Origin of the sequence: Desulfosceptrum tomskiensis, assembly GCF_049818055.1 — a bacterium.
GTDB lineage: Bacteria > Bacillota > Desulfotomaculia > Desulfotomaculales > JASEER01 > JBFLVT01.
The window spans coordinates 889,118-908,729 of sequence record NZ_CP187479.1 but is presented as its reverse complement, the minus strand read 5'-3'; the positions used below and the strand labels follow the sequence as shown (position 1 = coordinate 908,729).

Below are 19,612 nucleotides of genomic sequence, written 5' to 3'. Positions count from 1 at the left end.
GGATGAACTGGTGAATGAGTTAGCCTGGGCTCGCCCTGCCTTTATCCGGGTTGTGTGCAGTGCAGATCCAAATCTCCATAGTAGATCAGTAGATCCAGCCTCGCCGCATCCAATGAGCACCGTCAAGATTTTAATGCCGGATAGGATTCAGGGTATCGGGATGCAGGCAGTATACCCGGCGGGGTATACCAATTTTAGAGCAATACCCAAGGAGGTTGTCAAGGTGTTCTTAATTTGGCTTCAGAGGCCTGTTAAAGTGCTCTTATGACCCAACCCCAGTAGCCGGGGTTTTGATTGCCTTACAGGCCCATTTAACGCTTATGGCTGGGGCGTTGTATGTTCCCTGCATGACGAAAGAGGCACCGTTCTTGTGAAGCGGTGCCTTTCTCAGTGCCTTTACCGAGGAGCTGTCAGCGCCGGGTTTAAAATGACCCGGTAGCGCCGAAAAAGAATTGACCCACCCCCCGGCGAAAGACACCTTCGACTGCAAAAGACGGAGGTGTCCAACAAGATGCTGGAGGGTGGGAAAGTGAAACAGATCATCGAGTTGCACGGCAAGGGCGAATCCATCCGTGCCATCACAAGGCTTCTTGACGTATCCCGGAACACGGTTCGTAGATACCTTCGGGAGCCGGGGATACCCAAACCGAAGCCCCGGGCGAAGCGGGGGTCCAAGCTCGACCCCTACAAAGATTATATCCAGAAGCGGCTTAGCGAGGGAGTGGACAATTGCGTCGTTCTGCTCCGGGAGATCCGGGAGTTGGGCTACACAGGCGGCTACTCCATCCTCAAGGAGTACGTTCACCCGTTCCGCCGATGGCGGCGGAAGCCTGAAGTCACCGTGCGCTTTGAAACCAAGCCCGGCGAACAAGCGCAAGTCGACTTCGGCCGTTACCGCTACCTGACGCCGGACGGGACACCACGTTATGTCTGGGCTTTCGTCCTGGTGTTGGCCTGGGCGCGGGCCATGTACGTAGAGTTCATCCAGCGCGCCGACGTGGCCGGCTTCATCCGCTGCCACATCAACGGTTTTGCGCGGCTGGGCGGCATTCCGCGCAAGTGCCTGTACGACAACGCCAAGCTGGTCGTTCTTGACCGGGACGAGGCCGGGCAGCCTATCTGGAACAAGCGTTTCCTGGACTTCGCCCTGCGGCTGGGCTTTGACATCCAGCTTTGCCGGCCCTACTGGGCCAGAACCAAAGGCAAGGTCGAGCGCGGCGTCGGGTACGTCGAAGGCAACTTCTGGCCTGGTGCCCGGTTTACTGATCTTACTGACCTCAACCGCCGGGCCCAAGTCTGGCTTGACACCGTGGCCAACGTCCGTATCCACGGGACGACCCGGGAACGACCGATTGACCGCCTGATCATCGAGCAGGCCCATCTGATGCCCCTGCCCGGCCCCGATAAGCTTTTGCCTTTCCTGCGTGAGGAGCGCAAGGTGGGCCGGGATGGTTACCTCCAATGGAACGGCTCCTGGTATGGCGTCCCCTGGCAATGGGCCGGCCGAAAAGTAGAGGTCCAGCCGGACGAGACCACGATCCAGATCTGGGCGGGGAACGAAAGGCTGGCCGTCCATCCGCGGGCCGTAACCCCGGGGCAGCGGCTTACCCTGCCCGGCCAGTGGGACGGGCTGCCGATGGGTGACCGCCGGCGGCGCCAAACCCCAACAGCTTTTCAGGTCCAGACGGTGGAAGTCCAGATTCGGTCTTTGCTGGACTACGAAGCGTTGGTGGTGAGCGAACGGTGATCGCCCTGGAGAAAGCGCGCCACTACCTGGAGCACCTGGGTTTGGGACAGGCGGCGGCGATCCTGGACAGCCGACTGGAAGCGGCCGTGCAAAAGCAGTTGTCCTATGCCGACTTCCTGGCCGACCTGCTGGGGATCGAGGCGGCAGCCAGGCGGGAGCGTTATCTGAAGACCCGGACCCGGCTGGCCCACCTGCCCTACCACCGGACCTTAGAGCAGTTCGATTTTGGCTTCCAGCCATCGGTGGATGAACGTCTGGTAAGGGAACTCGCTACCTTGACCTTCGTCGCCGACGCGGCGAACATCCTGCTTCTGGGCCCGCCGGGGGTGGGCAAAACCCACCTGGCGGTGGCCCTGGGGATCAGGGCGATTGAACAGGGCTACGGCGTCTACTTTGTCCGGGCCCACGACCTGCTGGAAGACCTGCGCCGCGCCCAGGCGGAACACCGGCTGGACAGGAGAATGCGGGTCTACCTGGCCCCGAAGGTCCTGATTATTGACGAGTTCGGGGTCTGGCCCTACGACCGCCAGGCGGCCACGGCGCTCTTTGCCCTGATCTCGGCCAGATACGAGCGTGGCAGCATCATTCTGACGTCGAACAAGGGTTTTGCCGAATGGGGCGAGGTGTTGGGTGATGCGGTGATTGCCACGGCGATCCTGGACCGGCTCCTGCACCACAGCCACGTCCTGAACATCCGCGGGGAGAGTTACCGCCTGCGGGAGAAGAAACGGGCCGGTCTGTTTGGACCACACCCCAGACCGGAGGTGGTTAACGCCGAGCAGTCCAAACCGTAGTTTGTCGGCCGGGTGGGTCAATTCCCAACCGGCGCCAGTGGGTCAAAAGTAAGTCGGCGTTGACAGGAGCAACAAACGACCCTACTGTTTCACCATCGGTTTCCCGCAGCAAACCAGCGTTCCCTTGCCTTCTTCTTTAACGACGACAACGTTGGTGCATACCAGACACTTATAAACTTCTCCCACTTTAGTCGCCATTGTTTTGCTCCTCCCCGCTTTGTGAAAATATTAACTTGTGCTCAGAGCCAACAGATTATTCTTTTTCAAAAGCTTCCTTGCCTGCGCCGCAAACGGGGCAAACCCAATCATCCGGAAGGTCTTCAAAAGGGAGTCCTCCCTCTTCCTGAGGGTCGTATACGTAACCGCATACCGTGCAAACCCATCTGTCCATACTTTTCACCTCTTTCGGCGTTGAATCTTCTTTTACAGCCTTAGTTTAGCCGGAACGAAGGGGTTTTTGCTCCTAGCATTTAAGGACGCCGATCGAATGTTAAGTAAATTAGTCATTATTGTTTCATTCGTTCCGAAGACGGGTTTTCCTTTTTGTGCCGGTAAATTTACGCCCCCCGAACTCTCCCGGACGGCAAGCAGGATTTATGAAGGCGGAGATGAAGAAACGAAAAGGGAAAGCTATAAGCAATCAGTCTGTCAATACAGAAAGGGGCGCGGGGCTTGAGCTTTATCGTCAACGGCAACGAACTCCCGGAGAGCATGGACTGGCGTATTTCCACACGGCGGCCGGCAAGCGCCGAACATAAAGAGCTTACTGTGGAGAAGGACGGTTCGATGCGTCAGGTCCTCCTTTACGACGACGGCACGGTGGTTGAAACAATTTTGGGGACCAACGGGACGGTCATGATGACGATCAACCGCGAAGTCGCCATTGACCATGCCAGGGGTTTGATTATCGTTCTGGAACCGGGAGCTAGGGTTGCTTATGAAAATGACGGGGCGATGAAGATTATTCCGTCCGCGTAAAGGCCAGCATACCCAGGGCCACCATCAGGGCTGCAAAGCCGAGCAGAACGGCCACGTCCAGCCCTAAGGGGAAGGCGACCGCAAAGTTTTTCGCCGCTGTGCCCGCTCCGGTGTAGAGGACGTTACGGAAGGCGTCGACCCCGTAAGCCACGGGGTCCATTTTCATGAGCGGCTGCATCCACGCCGGGGCGCTGGATACGGGGAAAAAGGCCCCGCTGAGCATAAAGAGGGGCATGATCAGGAAGTTCATGATCATGTGGAAGCCTTCCATCGTTTCGGTACGGGCCGCCACCAGGGTTCCAAACGAGGTGATGGCGAAGGCCAGCAGGAACATCAGGGGCAGGAGCAGGGCGATCTGAGCGGCATGGATGTGCAGGCCGGCGACGGGCGCCAGGATGAGCAGGATGGTGCCCTGCAGGACGGCGGTGGTGCTGCCCCCCAGGGCCTTGCCCACGGCGATGGCGCTGCGCGGCACGGGCGCTACGAGCACCTCTTTGAGAAAGCCGAATTCGCGGTCCCAGATGATGGACACCGACGAGAACATCGCCGTAAACAGCACGGACATTCCGATAACGCCGGGGTAGATGAAGGAGAGGTAATCAAAGCCTTCAATATCGATTCTAAAAGTGGTGCGCAGACCTTGACCCATCACCAGCAGGTAAAGCAGCGGCTGCCCGAGCATGGTCAGGATGCGGGTTTTTTCGCGCAGGAACCGTTTTAATTCCCGTAACCACAAAACGTACACCGTCATCAGGAAAGCCGCCATTCAGCTTTTCCTCCCCTTTGCCCTGCGCATCGCCCGCATATGGTCGATGCCGCCGGCCGTTTCCTCGCGGATGGCCCTGCCGGTAAGGTGCAGGAAGACGTCTTCGAGGGTTGGCCTGTCCACGCTGATCGCGGCGATCCCCGGAATCCCGGCCGCCAGTTTCGGCACAAACTCCTCCCCATGGGGCACGTCGACGATCAAAACGCCTCCCTCGCTCCGGGCCGTCAGGTTAAACTCCGATTCCAGCAGCCGCTTTGCCGTCACGGGGTCCTGACATTTGATCATTACAAGGTCCTGCCCGACCATCCGCTTGAGGTTCTCGGGGGTGTCCAAAGCCACCAGGCTGCCGTGGTCGATAATGGCGATACGGTGGCAGATCTCGGCTTCTTCCATATAGTGCGTGGTTAAAAAAATGGTAACGTTTTGGCTTTCCTGGATGCCGGAGATATACTCCCAGAGATGGGTGCGCGTCTGGGGATCAAGGCCGAGGGTGGGCTCGTCGAGAAAGAGCAGCCCCGGGGCGTGGATCAAGCCCCTGGCCAACTCCAACCGCCGCTTCATCCCCCCCGAAAACGTGCGTACCAGTTCGTTTTGCCGGTTGGCCAGGCCGACCAGCTCCAGCATCTCCTCTATGCGCTTCTTCAGGACGGGTTTGGGCACGGCGTAGAGCATGCCGTGCATCTCGAGGTTTTCCCTGGCCGTAAGGCGGTCATCGAGGCTGGGGTCCTGGAATACCATGCCGATGCTGCGACGGACCTTGGCCGGTTCGCGCACGATGTCGTAACCGTTGACCCTGGCCGTGCCGGCGGAGGGCCGGAGCAGGGTGGCCAGCATCTTGATCGTCGTGGACTTTCCCGCCCCGTTGGGGCCGAGAAAACCAAAAACCTCCCCCTTCCCCACCGTAAAGCTGATTTCCCGCACGGCTACGTAGTCTTTGAAACGCTTGGTCAAACCCTGTACGTCGATCATCAAAGTCCCCGTCGCCTCCTGTCTGAGGGAGCAAAGAAACGTTCCCGCCGCTACCAGCGTTCTACGGCGTGTTTTCCGCCGAGGGATCGGCGGCGGTCCTCGTTTCTGGAGCACAGCAGGAAGCAGGTCAGCCCGCCGATAATCATGGCGCCTGCGGTAACCTGCAGGAGGGTTGGTACCTGTCCAAAGACGAAATAGGCCAGGATCGAGGCGCCGACCGGCTCACCCAGGATGCTTACCGAAACCACTGCGGCTTTAACGTACTTTAAGGCCCAGTTCAGCACGGAGTGGCCGAAGATTGTCGGCACGAGGGCCAAAGCGGCGAAATACAGCCAGGTCAGGGCCGGATAAGGACCAAAAGGGGTGTTGAAGACGAGGGCAAAGAGAAAAAGCGTTACAGCTGAAGCTCCATAGACAATGAAGGTATAAGGGAGAACGTCCATCTGCGCTCTTAAAACGCGCCCGATCAGAACGTAGCCGGCTACAAAAATGGCTCCGGCAAAGGCCAGGATGTCCCCCAAAATGGCCTGCCCGCTGATCTGGAAGTCGTTGATGCCTATCAGGACGCTTCCGGCCAGGGCCAGAGCACCGCCGAGTAAAGCGTTGCGGCTGATGCGCTCTCCCAGCAGGTAGACGCCGCCGGCGACGACGAACAGCGGCTGCATTGTCACAAGCACGGTCGAACTGGCGATCGACGTGTATTCCAGCGAGGTGATCCAGGTCGCGAAATGCAGGGCCAGGAAGAAGCCCGCAAGCAAGGCCAACCCCCGTGCTTTCAGGCTGAGGCCCCTTACGGTTTGCACATTCGCGCTGCGTAGCATAAAGGGGGCCAGGATGAGGACGGTGATGCCTATACGATAAAAGGCGATAATGATGGCCGGGGCGTCGGCCAACTTGGTGAAAATCGACGAGAATGACGCAGCAACGACGGCCAGGACGACGGCCAGATAGGGGTTAATCAACGGTTGTTGGTTACCGGTCTGAGACAAGTGGCGCCACTCCTTGTTCAACTAGCTGGCGGCAAGGTCCGAGCCCGCGCCGCGGTCACTTGCGGAAGCGGCGCATGAGGTAGATGGCCAGAACGACCAGCCCGATAAGGATTAGTTTACCCACGTCTGTTTTCCTCCGCTATTCAACTGCCAGGTACTTGTTCTCCCTTTGCGGGCAGGTCTCCTTGTCTCATTTTATAACAATGACTGGTCGATTAAATACTTGGTCGCCTGTTCGGTTCCCGACACCACGAGGGATATCGCTTCGCCCAGCAGCCTATGAGCTTCTTCGGGACGGTTGATGTGCACCTCCCAGAGCGCTTCCCTGACCTTCGTTTCAGCCTCGGGCAGTTTGGGGATACCTCCCATACAGGCTGCCAGCCGCATTTCCCCTCTTACCTGGTCCAGATATGATTTGCACAGGCGGATGGCTGTCCATGCCTCTTCTTTGGGAAACGCGCCCATTTCAGCGATAAGCCCTGACGCCGCAATCAGGTAGGATTTCAGTTTTTCCCCGTGATGGAACTGGCTGATGGCCTCCTTCAGCTCCACGGTCGATCCCTCTTCTTTACCTGCTTGATGGTTGACCCCGGCCCCCGGGCCGGTTTTAGCGGCGGCAAGGTTTATAACCCTTCCGCTCTTGGCTGATTCTTGCTGCATGTGCAAGCAATTGCCTCGCTCATAAGGTTCCCGGCAGCCATACCATTTTATGCTGTCGCGACCGTGAAAGGACATATGGAAGTTTTTATGCACCGGTCTGTGTCTGTGCGGCTTGCGAACCGGGATGTTGAGACTCCTGTTCTTCCGCAGGCATTTTCAGCACGGTGATCAACATCCCGAAGAGAATGGCGGCTCCGCCGACCCACTGGCGAAGGGACAGGGTCTCTCCGGCAAGGAGCCAGGCGCCGAGGCCGGCAAACACAGGTTCCATCGTAAAGATCACTGCGGTGTGCGTTGGCGAGGTGAATTTCTGTGCAGCGCTCTGGATCAAAAAAGCTAAGGCAGTGGCCGGTATGGCGGTAGCCACCAGGGCGATCTGAACCGCCGGGGCCAAACGCTCGGGAAAGGTCTCCAGGACGGGGGCGACGGCCAGGCTGATGAACCCTACCGTAAAGATCTGGAGGACGGCCAGGTGGTACGTGCTTACCCTGGGTGCGTACTTCCCCACCAAGATGATGTGGGCGGCGAAGCATAAGGCGCAGAAGAAGATCAAAACGTCGCCGTAGCTTATTCTCAGGTTGTCCTGGATGGAGAGCAAAGCCAGGCCGCAGGTCGCCGAGCCGACACCCAACATAGCCGCCCAGTGCGGCAGGCGCCGAGACATTATGCCGGCGATCAGCGGAACCAGAACCACGGAGAGCCCGGTTATAAACCCCGCATTGGAGGCGGTGGTGTACTGGAGCCCGACGGTCTGAAAAGCGTAACCCCCGAAGAGAGCCAGACCTACGATGACGCCGGCCTTCAGGGTGTCGGTTTTGATCCCTCTGAGCGCCCGGTAGCGTAACAGGGCCAGGAAGGACCCAGCAATGAGAAAGCGAATGGCCAAAAACCAGTAAGGACCGATGGCTTCCAGGGCTTCCTTGACGACGACGAAGGTTATGCCCCAGATGAAGGTGACAGCGAGGAGGGCGATGTCGGCGGCGACCTGATATTTGCGTGATACTTGCATCTTTCTCCTGTTCTAGAAGGCCGTTAAAAAAACCTGCCTATAATCGTCGGTCGCGACAATCATCCTGACGCCTGACGGCCGCTGACTGACGATCGATTTGGTTATACTTATGCATTCTTGCATCCGGCATCCAGACTGTCAAGGAAAACATACGGGAGTTGAAATAGCGCCGCAAGTGGGCAGGAATTTGGCAGGCAAGGGCGAAATTCCTGGTGTGGGAATGACGTCCGGGGAGGTGAATTTTGCGGTAATCCCTTTATCTAATTCAATTCGTTGTGCTGTTAGTTTATTCAATATACGGGGAGGCGAGTTACTCTTGTTAAAAATGAATAGGTTTTTGCTTGTCACCATCGCTCTGCTGGCCATAATCGCCCTGGCCGCCGGCTGCGGCGGCGGCAAGGAAGAACCGAAGGACCAGGGTTCCGAACCGCAGGCGCAATCCAAGGGTAAACTGATCATCGGCTCCGACACCGCTTACGCGCCTTTTGAGTGGCAGGACACCGCCAGCGGCAAGTACATCGGCTTTGACATGGACCTCATCGACGCCGTCTGTAAAGAGGCCGGTTACGAGTACGAGATCCAGAGCATGACTTTTGATGGACTGATCCCGGCGATGACATCCGGTACGATCGACGCCTGTATCTCAGCGATGACTATTAAACCTGAGCGCGCCGAGAAAGTCAACTTCACCGATCCCTATTACAAGTCCGGCCTGATTATCGCTGTAAAGTCGGATAATGAAAACATTCAGTCTTTCGACGACTTGAAGGGCAAAAAGATCGGCGTTCAGCTTGGGACCACCGGAGCCGACATGGCTCGTACCGTTGAAGGTGCTAAAGTCACTGACTACGACCGGATTCCTGAAGCCTTCCTTGCCTTGAAGCAGGGTTCCGTTGACGCCGTCGTAAATGACGCTCCGGTTACTCTCTACGCCATTAATAAGGACGAGAAGGGCGCCGTTAAGGTCGTCGGTGATATGCTCTCCAGCGAGTTTTACGGCATTGCTGTTCCTAAGAGCAAGCCAGAGGTTTACGAAGACCTGAACAAGGCCCTTAACACACTGAAGCAGAACGGTAAGTTCACAGAGATCTACAAGGAATGGTTCGGTCAGGAGCCGCCGGCCGACCTTATGACAATTACTGTTGAGCAGGCGCTGGAAGCCTACGGCAAGTAAGGTATGAGAAGGAATAAGCGCTACTTTTGTAGCGCTTATTCCTTCACATTATTCTCTGAGGTGAAGTCCTTTTGGAGACCGCCATACGCATAATGCCGCTACTGTTGGACGGCACCAAGCTAACGCTCTTTATCACCGTCGTGTCGGTTGGTATCGGATGCGTTCTCGGCCTCATTGCCGGGCTCGCGCGACTGTCGGGTAGGAAGATCCCGCGTCTACTCGGCACTTGTTACGTCGACTTCTTACGGGGTACGCCCCTGCTGGTTCAGATCTTTATTGTCTTCTTCGGACTCCCTGCGCTGTTCACCGACCTTCAGAACTGGTGGCACACCTCGCTGGGTTGGCCCATCCTGATCTCGAAGCCGGCCCTCGAGCCGCTGGCGGCAGCAATTGTTGCGTGCAGCCTGAACAGCGGCGCGTATATTGCCGAGATTTTCCGGGCCGGTGTACAGTCCATTGAGCGCGGCCAGATGGAGGCCGCCCGTTCACTTGGCATGACCCATAACCAGGCGATGCGCTATGTTATCCTCCCTCAGGCCTTCAAACGCGTAGTTCCGCCGCTGGGCAACGAGTTCATCGCCATGCTCAAGGATACATCACTTGTGTCGGCGATCGGCGTGGCCGAACTGACCCGCAGGGGGGTGCTGATCAATGCCGATATCTTTGATCCATTCCCGATTTATATGTCGGTCGCTTTTATCTATCTGATCATCACGCTCACCTTCTCCCGGCTGGTAGACTACCTCGAAAGGAGACTCAAAACCGGGTGATCGAAGTAAGAGACCTCCACAAAAGTTTTGGGCGTTTGGAAGTGCTCCGCGGCATTAGCTGTACCATAGCTGAGGGTGAAGTCGTGTGCGTTATCGGTCCCAGCGGTTCAGGGAAAAGTACGTTCCTTCGCTGTCTTAACCTGCTGGAGGAGCCGACGAGCGGCGAAATCATCATTGACGGTACTTCGCTAACCGATAAACGCACTAACATTAACTTAATGAGACAGAAGGTCGGCATGGTCTTTCAGTTGTTCAACCTATTCCCCCATAAGACGGCCCTCCACAACATCATGCTGGCTCCGGTCAAGGTTAAGAGAGTGGAGCCGCAAGAAGCTGAAAACCTGGCCCGTACCCTGCTCGCCAAGGTCGGGCTTACCGATAAAGCTGACGTTTATCCGAGCCAGTTGTCAGGTGGACAGCAGCAGCGCGTGGCCATCGCCAGGGCCCTGGCCATGCAGCCGAAGGTGATGCTTTTCGACGAGTGTACATCCGCTCTCGACCCGGAGATGGTCGGCGAAGTGCTGGCTGTGATGAAAGACCTGGCAAGGGAAGGCATGACGATGGTGGTAGTCACCCACGAGATGGGTTTTGCGCGGGAGGTCGGCGACCGTGTGCTCTTTCTTGACGGGGGCCGCATTGTGGAAGAAGGTTCGCCGCAGGAGATTTTCAACAACCCGCGCGAAGAACGGACCAAAGCTTTTCTCAGCAAGATTCTCTAAACGCAAGTAAACTACATAATTAAAACCTTGCGGGTGGAAGGTCGGGCCTTGACCCGCAAGGTTTTTCTTTTTGCTTACATTCCCGGCTGATTCTCCGCTTCCGCACCGGTGACGTCAGGGCATTTCCTGCTGAAGACTTCGGGGGCGACGATGCCCGCCGAGAGCAGGAACTTGATGCCTTCCTCCACGCTGATGGGGAGAATAATCACGTCGTCCTTAGGGGCCATAAACATGAAACCGGTTGTCGGGTTGGGCACCGTGGGGATAAATACCCTAATAACTTCCGGGTGTTCGGGAACGAAATTCCCCAGGTAGCTTTCTCCGGCGATAAAGCCGATCGTCCAGATGCCTTTACGGGGCCATTCCACCAGCCCCACCTGGCGGAAGGCGTCCTTGTTGTTTTTGCTGAGCGTTTCGAAAATCTGCTTGCTGACACGGTAAACGGGGCTGGCCAAGGGTATGCGCAACAAGAGGTTTTCGCCAAAGGCGAGCAGCCTCTTGCCGATGATGTTTGTGGCGAGCACGCCGGCCAGGAAGATGACGGCAAGGGTTATGAGAATGCCGAGCCCGGGGATGTGAAATTCCTCCCCGGCCAGGAAAATTACCAGGCTGCCGGCGACCCCGTCGATGAAACGGAACACGGCAAAGAGAAGCCATATTGTTACGGCTAAAGGCAGGACGACGGCCAAGCCTGCGACAAGGTAGCGTCTGGTGCTCAATGCTCTGCTCCTTAAAATTACTTCTTTAAAAATAGTTTTTAAATAATTTCCTTGATGCGTTCTTTCTTTTCGGCCAGGAGCTGTTCGTACTGGGCGTTGAGGTTGCCGAGCGTTCTCATCCACTCGTCCATGAACTCGGGCATGCGTTCCACGTTGACGCGCATCCTCACGCCTGTTTGCATCTCCAAGGCCTGCTGGGTCTGGACGGCCCTTCTTTCGTATTTGTCCCTGACGGTCAGGTAAGCCTGCTTGTAGGCCTGCGCGTAGTAATTGAAAAGAGTGTCAAGTTCAGTGAAGATGCTCTGCAGCCGTCCCTTGTTCGACGTCAGCATTAGGAGCCCCTGCATGGCGCGCAGGTTGTGCTGCAGGGTTGTCTCGTCCGTGGGGAGGCTGATGGCGCGCAAAAGGGTTTCCGCCAGTCCTTTGCGTACGTTCTCGCGGCTGGAATCCTGGTATTTATCGAGTTCGGCCTCGAGATCCACGTTCGTGTCCCGGATGTACCTGGCGCCCAGGGCTTTCCCGGCGTCCATCTCTTCCATCCGGGTCAGGTCTTCGGCGCTTATGTTAATGCCGGCCGCCCTTTCGAGAGCTTTTTCCCAGGCTGTCTTAATGCGATCTGACACTGTCTTACCACCCTATCTATGATTTTCCTATCTAATCATACCTATCTAATTATAAACTATTGTTTCCAAACTGCAACTTCTTTGCATCCTGCAGTATGGCCGCGATCTCCGCGTAAGAACGGGTGTTGACCACGTGGGCGGGACCGAGCCAGCCCCGCCTGGCGACACTTATGCCGAAGGGCATCAATTCCATCTGTTCGGACGTGTGGGCGTCCGATCCGATCGTGATAAGGACGCCCTTGTCCCGAGCGGCGCGGCAGTGGACGTCGTTGAGGTCAAGGCGGTTGGGGTAAGCGTTCAATTCAAGGAAGGTCCCTGTCGAGGCGGCCGCGTCCAGCACGGCTGTAATGTCGGCGTCGTAGGGTTCCCGCTGTCCGAGGATTCTTCCCGTAGGATGGGCCAGCGAATGGACCAGGGGATGCCTGACAGCCGAAAGCAGGCGGTGCGTCATCCGTTCCCGGTCAAGGCGAAAGGCGCTGTGCACGGCGGCAAGGACGAAGTCCATTTGCACAAGGATTTCGTCGGGGTAGTCCAGAGATCCGTCCGGCAGGATATCCACCTCCGCCCCGCACAGGAGCTTGATGTCCCTGCTGCTTGCATTGAACTGCCGGATGGCGGCGAGCTTGGCGCGGAGATCCTCGGTCGTCAGCCCCCGGGCCAGCCTGAGCGACTGCGAGTGGTCGCAGACGGCCACCCACTCGTAGTTGAGCGCGCGCGCCTTGCGGGCGATTTCTTCAAGGCTGCTTGTCCCGTCGGAATAGGCGGAGTGCACGTGAAAATCGCCCTTAAGGTCCGAAGGCTTGATTAAAGCGGGCAGGTCGTGCGCCAGGGCCGCCTCGATCTCTCCGGTGTCCTCCCGCAGCTCGGGTTCGACGTAGGACATGCCCAGGGCTGCGTAAACACTTTCCTCCGTTTCTCCGGCGATGCGTTTGTCGTCGCGGAACACCCCATACTCGCTGACTTTTAAGCCCAGGTCGATGGCCCGCTGCCTTATGCGGACATTGTGTTCCTTCGAGCCTGTGAAATAACAGAGGGCTGCGCCGAAGACCTCTACAGGCACGACCCTGAGGTCGACCTGCACGCCGTTGTGCGCGGAGATGCTGCACTTTGTCGTACCCCTGGCCAGGACGGTCTCGACGACGGGCAGGCTGAGAAACACTTCTATGACCTCTTCGGGGCGTCCCGAGGCGGCCAGGATGTCGATGTCCTTGACGGTGTCCTTCCGCCGCCTCAAGCTGCCGGCGAGCTCGACACGGTGGGCGGGGGCACGCCGGCGGAGGGCTTCGACCAGGGCCATGGCGAAAGGCAGCATCTCGCCAATCGGGTGTCTCGCGCGTGACCGCCTGGCAGACTCGATGCCCCTGAGGATATTCTTTTCGGTCCTTTCCTGAAAGCCCTTGAGGTGACGAATTTTCTCCGATTTGGCCGCAGCCTCCAGATCCTCGAGGCTGCGGACGTTGAGTTCTTTAAAGAGCGCCAGCGCTTTCTTGGGGCCGATGCCAGGCACGGCCAGCAACTGCAGAATGCCCGGCGGTATCTCTTCCGTCAGGCGCTCGTAGTATTCGAGCTTGCCTGTCTCGATAATTTCCGTGATTTTGGCCGCCAGGTCCTTGCCGATGCCGGGTATGCCGGTCAGGGCGCCGCGGGCGGCGAATTGGGCGACATCCTCGCCGAGGTGCGCCACTTTTTCGGCCGCTTTGTAGTAAGCGCGCACCTTAAAAGGGTTTTCGCCCTTGATTTCGAGCAATTCGCCAACCCAGCGCAGGATCTCCGCCACTTTCTTGTTGTGCATAATCCACCCCAATTTGGCTGTAAGCGTTAAGCTGTAGGGCTCCCCAGCACTCAACTCGAAGATCCATTACATTTAAAGCTAACTGTTAGTAACGCCATCCAACAGCTAACAGCCAACAGCGGCGCCGCAGGCACTTTTTGTTGGTTAAATTACGCAGTTAGGACAGCCGCCGTCATGAACATACTAAACTCGAAAGGAGGTCGTGTTAAATGGAAAGGGTTCCCTATCAGAAAGGTGTACGCCGTGAAGAGCCTGATTTAATCAATTATCTGCACCGGCCCCCGGGCTCTCCGCAGCCCCGTGAAACATCGTCACAAAAAGCCCAGTTGAACAGCCGGCACCGCCACGGTACAAACAAGGAAGTCCGGCTGGGCATAAAGTACAAAACGGGGTTACATGAACATAGAGAATGGCCCTGGAGTTAGTGAAACAGTTGAAAAAATTTCGCCTGGCTTTGTCAGCCGTCCCTGTCCGGCTGCTCACGTACATTTTAAGTACGCTCCGCGCCGCCCAGGGGCGCCTTCCGCGCCATGCTCGTTTTTGAACAGTTTCTCTCTGAGCAGTTTCTTTCCGAATACCGATAGCTGAGTGCACAAGTCAGCTTTGTAGACATTCAGTCTTTGGACCGTAGTTCTATCCGAGTGCTGAGAGCCGAGTGCCGAGTGCTATTATGGGCGGAGCTCGATCAGGGCGAAGAGCACGATTTCAAGGGCGATGAGCAAGACAATCGCCACTTCCAGCGCCGTCGAACGGTAGGTGACGATTTCCTCGCTGAGCATCGAGTAGCTGCGTTCGATGACCTGCACTTTTTGCGTGATGCTTTCGGTCCATTCTCTTACGCGCAGGATGTTGAGCGCCGCGGTGTAAATCCTGGCGTAGAAGACGTCTTCCGTGACCTTGAGGGAGTTGCGGATACGTTCTGTTATCTCGGTGATGTCAGCCACAAGCCCCAGGAGCTGGCGCATGATGCACCGGTAGTTTCCCAGGCGGCGGAACCGCCCTCCCCGGTCGGCGTCTTCTATCGCGTCATACATTTCCTCGATTTCCTGGTCCAGGATGTGGTCGTAGTAGCGGAGCTTTAGCAATTGGGCGTTGGCGAACTCCAGCAAGTCGGGAACGTCCGGGCTGCCCGTCGGATCGTACACGATGGCCGAATCCCAGGTCAGGATCGCAAAATCTTCCGCGTAGGAAAACCGGTTTTTGAGGGTCTCCCGCCTCATCTCCTCGCTCACGGGGTCTTTTTCGGCCAGAAGCAAAGGAACGGGGTCCCACCCCTTCTCCCACTTTCTAAAGTAATAGACGATCAGGTCCTCTTCCTCGTATTCGGGCTCTTTCGCCCCCACCAGCGCCGGCTGGATGGCCGCAAGCGTTGTTCGCAGGTAATCAAGGAACGTTTCTTCCAGGTCCTTCTCATTAACGATGTAGCCTAGTTCCAGGACTTCCCCGTAAGCAACCGCGGGAATGTCAAGGCTCAAGGTGACGGTGACGACCCCGTAGTCGTAGAGGCGCGCTCCCGCCCTGGCGTGAAGGAGCCGTTCGCCAAGCGGCAAACGACAGCCCTCCAGTTCCACGTTAACGGGCGGGTTTTTAAACGAAATCGACTTGGGAGGCACTCTTTTCAGACGTAGCCGGGAGACGGATTTACCGTCGGCGAGGAGTCTCTCACTCTTTTCAAGGTCGATTTCATCAGCCACGTTGTACAGGCGGAAGATCAGAAACGATACCGACACGGTTCACCAACCTCTATTCCACACCTTCTAACACCCAACTCCCAACCCCCAATACCCAATATAACACCTAACCCCCAACTTTAGCTCCCTGCCTGGTATTGCGCCTTTCCATTTCCCGGTCCACGGCCTGAATGACCTCGGCCTTGCCCGCCTTCCAGCGGGGGGCCAGCAACAGGTCGCCGTGGAGCACTTCGCCGCAGAGGCGGTGCACCGTTATGCCGGGGTCGAGATGCTCAAGGAAGTCGCAAACCCAGTGGACGTATTCGTTGAGGGACAGGGTCGGCACGGTTCCCTCCCTGTATTCCCGCGCCAGGCGGGTGTGTTCCACCACCTGGAGGTGGTGAATCTTGACCCCGTCCGCGCCGAGCTCCGACAACTTCAACGCCGTCTGCACGCAGTCGTCCCGTTCCTCCTCCGGCAGGCCGATGATGACGTGGGCGCAGATATAGATGCCGCGGTTTCTAGTGCGCTCTACGGCATCCACAAAATCGGCGAATGAATGCCCGCGGTTGATCCGCCGGAGAGTCCGGTCGTGGCTTGATTGCAGGCCGTACTCAAGCCAGACGTGGTGCTGCCGCGCGTAAGACGCGACAAGATCAAGGACGGGATCGGGCACGCAGTCCGGCCGCGTGCCGATCGACAACCCTACGATGTCCGGCACGCTCAGGGCCTCGTCGTAAACGCGCCGGAGTTGCTCCACTTTGCCGTAGGTGTTGGTATAGCTCTGCAGGTAGGCTATGAATTTGGCGTTCCGCCGGCCTTTGCGCAGCGCCGCTTCCCTGCCCCGCTCCACCTGTTCGCGCACGGACAGGCCTGCCTTCTCGACGGCCGGGCTGAAGCTTGGATTGTAACAGAAGCTGCAGCCTCCATGGCTTATGGCGCCGTCGCGGTTGGGGCAGGAAAAACCGGCGTGAACGGGGATCTTGTATACAGAGCAGCCGAACTTTTCGCGCAGGAACCTGCTGAAAGTGTAATACCTTTTCATGCCGGACCTTTACAAACTCTCCTGGTAAACTCCGCGAGCCCCCGCCCCCCGAAACGGGCCCGGCCTCCCTTTCGGAAATTCAAGAGTTCCGGGTCGTGCCGAGGACGTCGAGGAACCGGCGGGAAGTGACGATCTTGGTGTCTTCGACCTGTCCTATATCGAGCAGGTGATGGTCCTGGGTGATGATATAGTCGGCCCTGCCGGCAAGGGCGCAGTCGATGAACTTGTTGTCGGCGGGATCGTCCAGGACCACGTTCACGTGTCTTTTAGGCTCGACCACCGTACAAAGCTCCAGCAGACGGTCGGCAGACTCTTCCCTACGCTGTACGGCCTCCCTGCTGCCAAAGCGCATTTTGGACAGGATGTCATGGTATTCGCCTTCGATGCCGGAGCTGACGACAACGTCGATATCGCCGTCGCGCCACATCTCGAGGATCTTGCCCGAGGCCTTTTCCGGGCAAATCAGGCCGGCCATCAGGATGTTGGTGTCAATGACAACCCGCAAGAGACCTCTACACCTGCCTATTGGAAGTTAGACGCCGGAAGCCGTCGTATACGTTTTGGCAACAGTTTCTTACCGGGTGATCGAGAAATCTTTGAAGCGCGCATCGCCGTCCCGTGCCGGCTTGTAAGTTGTTTCAACCTTGTCCACCCGCGCTGCAGGAGGCCCGGAACGGCACCACTTGAGCATCTCGGCGACCTGCTCCTCTTCCCCCTCGAATAAGGCGGATACCGAGCCGTCGGGGTTGTTGCGCACCCAGCCGGTGAGACCGCGTTGCCGTGCTTCTTGCTGGGTGGCCCAGCGAAAATATACTCCCTGTACTTTGCCCGTGATGCGCACTTCGGCGATGATCCTGCTCATAGTCTACCAACCTCCGGAGATTTGATTAATTCCGGTATTGTGTTTTATAATCAGATGACTGACAACCCGCGAGACTTTTGATACTGTATGTTCTTTTTTAGCATTCTCCCGGGAGGTGTTTTTCTTTTATGAAGTGCAAAGTGTGCAGAGGGCCCGCGATCGCTCAATTCCCCGCCCACAACGCCAACTTCTGCGAACGGCACTTTGACGAGTTCTTTATGCGTCAGATCGAGAAAGCCATCCGCCGTTACAAGATGCTCCAGCCCGGGGAACGTTGTCTGGTCGCCGTTTCGGGAGGCAAGGACTCCCTGATCGTCGTGGACGTGTTCCACCGCCTGGGTTACGACGTAGAAGGCTTGCACATCTCCCTGGGGATAGCTGAAAATGATTTTGCCGGCGAGTCGCTGGCGGTCTGCAAGGATTTTTTGGCCGAACGGGGGCTGACCCTGCGCGTCTTTGACGTTAAAGAGGCCTTCGGGATAACCGTTCCGGAGGCGGGCCGCCGTTTCCCCCGCTTCTGCGCCTTGTGCGGGATGACCAAGCGCTACCTGATGAACGCCGAGGCCTGGCGGGCGGGTATGGTGCTGGCTACGGGGCACAACCTGGACGACTTGTCTTCCGCCCTTCTGGCCAACATCTTCCGCTGGGACGTGCGCTACCTGGCCAAAAACCTGCCGGTTTTGCCCGAGGGCGACGGGTTTGCCCGCAAGATCAAGCCGCTGGCCCTACTTACTGAACGTGAGATCGCCACTTACGCCGCCATCCACGGCATCAGGGTCGTTCAGGCCAGGTGTCCGTATGCCGCGGAGGCCTCGTTTCCCAAATACAAGCAACTTATCAACGGCGTTGAAGAAGAATCGCCGGGGACAAAGCGCCTGTTTTACGAAGGGTACATTAAGCATGCCGGTCTTTTCGAAGCGCAGGCCAGGGCCGAATACCAGTTGCAGCCCTGCGCTGTCTGCGGGATGCCCACTTCAGCGCCGGTCTGCTCCTTCTGCAAGACCTGGCGCCGGGGTCAAGGGTAAGAACGTTCGATAAAATCCCGCAGATACCCGATAAATTCCTCATTGCGGTCGACGACCGCAATCTGAAGATCGCGGACCGGCACCAGCAACTCGTAGAAAATCAAGGCCACCGATGGCCTGGGAACCCGCCCCACGCCTGTGGCCAGAGCGGGAAGAACCAGGGATTGGGCCCCCAGAACCCGGGCGGTTTCCAGGACATTGCGGAGACAGCGCCGGACGATTTCCGGCGAGGAAGGCTCGGCGGGCCGCTTCATAGTTACGGCGTGAAGCAGCCATCGCGCTTTGAGCCGGCCCGCCGACGTGACGTACACGTCGCCGGGCTCGGGGTCGAGTTCCCTGCAGACCCGGACGGCTTCTTCCTCGATTTCTTGCCCTCCGGCGCGGCGCAGCGCCCCGGCCACTCCCCCTCCCATCGGACCCAGCCCGTTGGCGGCGTTAACGATGGCATCTGCTTGCCATCCGGTGATGTCGCCGACCAGAACCTGCAAGGCTCACTCCTCCCGTGCTTAACTCCAGAACGACAATTTTGATGGGTTCCGGCTTGGTTTCCGGAGTAATCACCAGTTCGGGCAGTTTTTGGACGTGGGAGAAATACTTCGTGAACTCGGCCGCTTCTTTGATGGGGAAGTCGATGTAGTCGGTCTTATAGTGCATCGGCAGGGCGACGGCCGGGTTGACGGCCTCCACTACCTTGACGGCTTCCTCGGGGCCGATGGTGTAATGGTCCCCGACGGGGACGCAGAGGACGTCGATCGGACCGAGTTCCCCGACAAGATCGTCTTCCAGCAGGTGACCCAGGTCGCCAAGGTGGCATACCCTCAGGCTGTCTATAGCGATGGTGTACACCGTGTTCAAGCCCCGCAGCGCGCCCTGTTGCTTGTCGTGGTAGGTACGGAAGCCTTCGACGACGATGTTCCCCGCGATCTTGTGCCTCCCCGGCGCATTAACGATCCGCGGGTTACCCTTCAAGAGGTGGATGGCGCTGTGGTCGTAATGCCCGTGGCTTACGGTGACGATGTCCGGCCGTACCTCGGGCACCGGATAGCCGACCTGCTCGTTGAAGGGGTCGGTAAGGATTTTCGTCCCGTCTTCGGCGGTCATAAGGAAACAGGCGTGTCCGAGCCACTGGATCTTCATTCTTTCACCCCCCCGATCTTGCCATCTTCTGCCTTTCGGTTCTACATAAAAGTTTGGATTCCTCCACCCGTCCTCACGTTCCTTATTGTCGGTTGTTCACCGTCGCCCTATACCGCGCGGATACGATCACCCGGACAAAGAAAGAATAATGGAGAAAACGCGGC

At 57.7% G+C, this 19,612-nt stretch carries 23 protein-coding genes; 7 read left to right on the top strand and 16 right to left on the bottom strand.

The features are described 5' to 3' along the window. Positions 1-529 precede the first annotated feature (529 nt). The gene (gene istA / locus ACPV0M_RS04620; protein ID WP_425621786.1) at positions 530-1,747 is read left to right on the top strand and encodes an IS21 family transposase; all 1,218 of its coding nucleotides are present in this window, start codon (positions 530-532) and stop codon (positions 1,745-1,747) included. Next, positions 1,744-2,541 (top strand): IS21-like element helper ATPase IstB, encoded by a 798-nt coding sequence (istB, locus tag ACPV0M_RS04615; RefSeq protein ID WP_425620248.1) that lies wholly within the window; start codon positions 1,744-1,746, stop codon positions 2,539-2,541. The genes istA and istB overlap by 4 nt, the downstream gene beginning before the upstream one ends. An 81-nt stretch (positions 2,542-2,622) precedes the next feature. Here the strand turns inward: istB and ACPV0M_RS04610 are convergent, their stop codons facing one another. Together ACPV0M_RS04610 and ACPV0M_RS04605 are read right to left on the bottom strand one after the other, a co-directional pair. Next, positions 2,623-2,739, bottom strand: a complete 117-nt coding sequence (locus ACPV0M_RS04610; protein ID WP_425621785.1) for a desulfoferrodoxin FeS4 iron-binding domain-containing protein — start codon at positions 2,737-2,739, stop codon at positions 2,623-2,625. A gap of 55 nt (positions 2,740-2,794) precedes the next feature. Continuing rightward, positions 2,795-2,932, bottom strand: a complete 138-nt coding sequence (locus ACPV0M_RS04605; RefSeq protein ID WP_425621784.1) for a rubredoxin — start codon at positions 2,930-2,932, stop codon at positions 2,795-2,797. A 281-nt stretch (positions 2,933-3,213) separates the two neighbouring features. Here ACPV0M_RS04605 and ACPV0M_RS04600 point away from each other — a divergent pair, with 281 nt between their 5' ends. Then, positions 3,214-3,519 (top strand): hypothetical protein, encoded by a 306-nt coding sequence (locus tag ACPV0M_RS04600; protein ID WP_425621783.1) that lies wholly within the window; start codon positions 3,214-3,216, stop codon positions 3,517-3,519. Here the strand turns inward: ACPV0M_RS04600 and ACPV0M_RS04595 are convergent. The 5 genes from ACPV0M_RS04595 to ACPV0M_RS04575 form a co-directional block, all read right to left on the bottom strand. Further along, entirely contained in the window at positions 3,503-4,285 is a 783-nt protein-coding gene (locus ACPV0M_RS04595; protein WP_425621782.1) for an ABC transporter permease, read from the bottom strand. The genes ACPV0M_RS04600 and ACPV0M_RS04595 overlap by 17 nt on opposite strands. Beyond that, positions 4,286-5,254, bottom strand: coding sequence for an ATP-binding cassette domain-containing protein (locus ACPV0M_RS04590; RefSeq protein WP_425621781.1), 969 nt, complete (start codon positions 5,252-5,254; stop codon positions 4,286-4,288). 50 nt (positions 5,255-5,304) lie between these two features. Then, positions 5,305-6,243 (bottom strand): DMT family transporter, encoded by a 939-nt coding sequence (locus ACPV0M_RS04585; RefSeq protein WP_425621780.1) that lies wholly within the window; start codon positions 6,241-6,243, stop codon positions 5,305-5,307. Between the two features lie 195 nt (positions 6,244-6,438). Then, on the bottom strand, positions 6,439-6,909 hold the full coding sequence (locus ACPV0M_RS04580; protein WP_425621779.1) for a hypothetical protein: 471 nt from the start codon (positions 6,907-6,909) through the stop codon (positions 6,439-6,441). A 79-nt stretch (positions 6,910-6,988) separates the two neighbouring features. Then, a complete protein-coding gene (locus ACPV0M_RS04575) occupies positions 6,989-7,912 on the bottom strand; it encodes a DMT family transporter (protein ID WP_425621778.1) in 924 nt (307 codons plus the stop codon). A gap of 325 nt (positions 7,913-8,237) precedes the next feature. On the opposite strand from ACPV0M_RS04575, the gene ACPV0M_RS04570 reads away from it, so the two are divergent. The 3 genes from ACPV0M_RS04570 (at position 8,238) to ACPV0M_RS04560 (ending at position 10,575) form a co-directional block, all read left to right on the top strand. Further along, a complete protein-coding gene (locus tag ACPV0M_RS04570) occupies positions 8,238-9,086 on the top strand; it encodes a basic amino acid ABC transporter substrate-binding protein (RefSeq protein WP_425622128.1) in 849 nt (282 codons plus the stop codon). Between the two features lie 92 nt (positions 9,087-9,178). Next, a complete protein-coding gene (locus tag ACPV0M_RS04565) occupies positions 9,179-9,856 on the top strand; it encodes an amino acid ABC transporter permease (protein WP_425621777.1) in 678 nt (225 codons plus the stop codon). Next, positions 9,853-10,575 (top strand): amino acid ABC transporter ATP-binding protein, encoded by a 723-nt coding sequence (locus ACPV0M_RS04560; RefSeq protein WP_425621776.1) that lies wholly within the window; start codon positions 9,853-9,855, stop codon positions 10,573-10,575. The genes ACPV0M_RS04565 and ACPV0M_RS04560 overlap by 4 nt, the downstream gene beginning before the upstream one ends. Positions 10,576-10,649: 74 nt before the next feature. Here ACPV0M_RS04560 and ACPV0M_RS04555 read toward each other — a convergent pair whose 3' ends face one another. The 7 genes from ACPV0M_RS04555 to ACPV0M_RS04525 form a co-directional block, all read right to left on the bottom strand. Further along, positions 10,650-11,294, bottom strand: a complete 645-nt coding sequence (locus tag ACPV0M_RS04555) for a DUF502 domain-containing protein (protein WP_425621775.1) — start codon at positions 11,292-11,294, stop codon at positions 10,650-10,652. 38 nt (positions 11,295-11,332) lie between these two features. Further along, entirely contained in the window at positions 11,333-11,917 is a 585-nt protein-coding gene (locus ACPV0M_RS04550) for a DUF6657 family protein (RefSeq protein WP_425621774.1), read from the bottom strand. A gap of 49 nt (positions 11,918-11,966) precedes the next feature. Further along, the gene (gene polX / locus ACPV0M_RS04545; RefSeq protein ID WP_425621773.1) at positions 11,967-13,709 is read right to left on the bottom strand and encodes a DNA polymerase/3'-5' exonuclease PolX; all 1,743 of its coding nucleotides are present in this window, start codon (positions 13,707-13,709) and stop codon (positions 11,967-11,969) included. A gap of 668 nt (positions 13,710-14,377) precedes the next feature. After that, a complete protein-coding gene (locus ACPV0M_RS04540; protein WP_425621772.1) occupies positions 14,378-15,439 on the bottom strand; it encodes a hypothetical protein in 1,062 nt (353 codons plus the stop codon). 67 nt (positions 15,440-15,506) lie between these two features. After that, entirely contained in the window at positions 15,507-16,424 is a 918-nt protein-coding gene (locus ACPV0M_RS04535; protein ID WP_425621771.1) for a TIGR01212 family radical SAM protein, read from the bottom strand. A 79-nt stretch (positions 16,425-16,503) separates the two neighbouring features. Beyond that, positions 16,504-16,929, bottom strand: a complete 426-nt coding sequence (locus ACPV0M_RS04530; protein ID WP_425621770.1) for a putative toxin-antitoxin system toxin component, PIN family — start codon at positions 16,927-16,929, stop codon at positions 16,504-16,506. Positions 16,930-16,998: 69 nt separating this feature from the next. Continuing rightward, the gene (locus ACPV0M_RS04525) at positions 16,999-17,286 is read right to left on the bottom strand and encodes an acylphosphatase (RefSeq protein ID WP_425621769.1); all 288 of its coding nucleotides are present in this window, start codon (positions 17,284-17,286) and stop codon (positions 16,999-17,001) included. Between the two features lie 128 nt (positions 17,287-17,414). Here ACPV0M_RS04525 and ACPV0M_RS04520 point away from each other — a divergent pair, with 128 nt between their 5' ends. Then, positions 17,415-18,311: an ATPase gene (locus ACPV0M_RS04520; protein WP_425621768.1), complete on the top strand. Its 897-nt coding sequence runs from the start codon at positions 17,415-17,417 to the stop codon at positions 18,309-18,311. On the opposite strand, the gene ACPV0M_RS04515 is transcribed toward ACPV0M_RS04520, so the two are convergent. Next, positions 18,302-18,799 (bottom strand): macro domain-containing protein, encoded by a 498-nt coding sequence (locus ACPV0M_RS04515; protein ID WP_425621767.1) that lies wholly within the window; start codon positions 18,797-18,799, stop codon positions 18,302-18,304. The two genes, ACPV0M_RS04520 and ACPV0M_RS04515, sit on opposite strands and share 10 nt — an antisense overlap. Beyond that, the gene (locus ACPV0M_RS04510; protein ID WP_425621766.1) at positions 18,747-19,448 is read right to left on the bottom strand and encodes an MBL fold metallo-hydrolase; all 702 of its coding nucleotides are present in this window, start codon (positions 19,446-19,448) and stop codon (positions 18,747-18,749) included. The genes ACPV0M_RS04515 and ACPV0M_RS04510 overlap by 53 nt, the downstream gene beginning before the upstream one ends. Positions 19,449-19,612 lie beyond the last annotated feature (164 nt).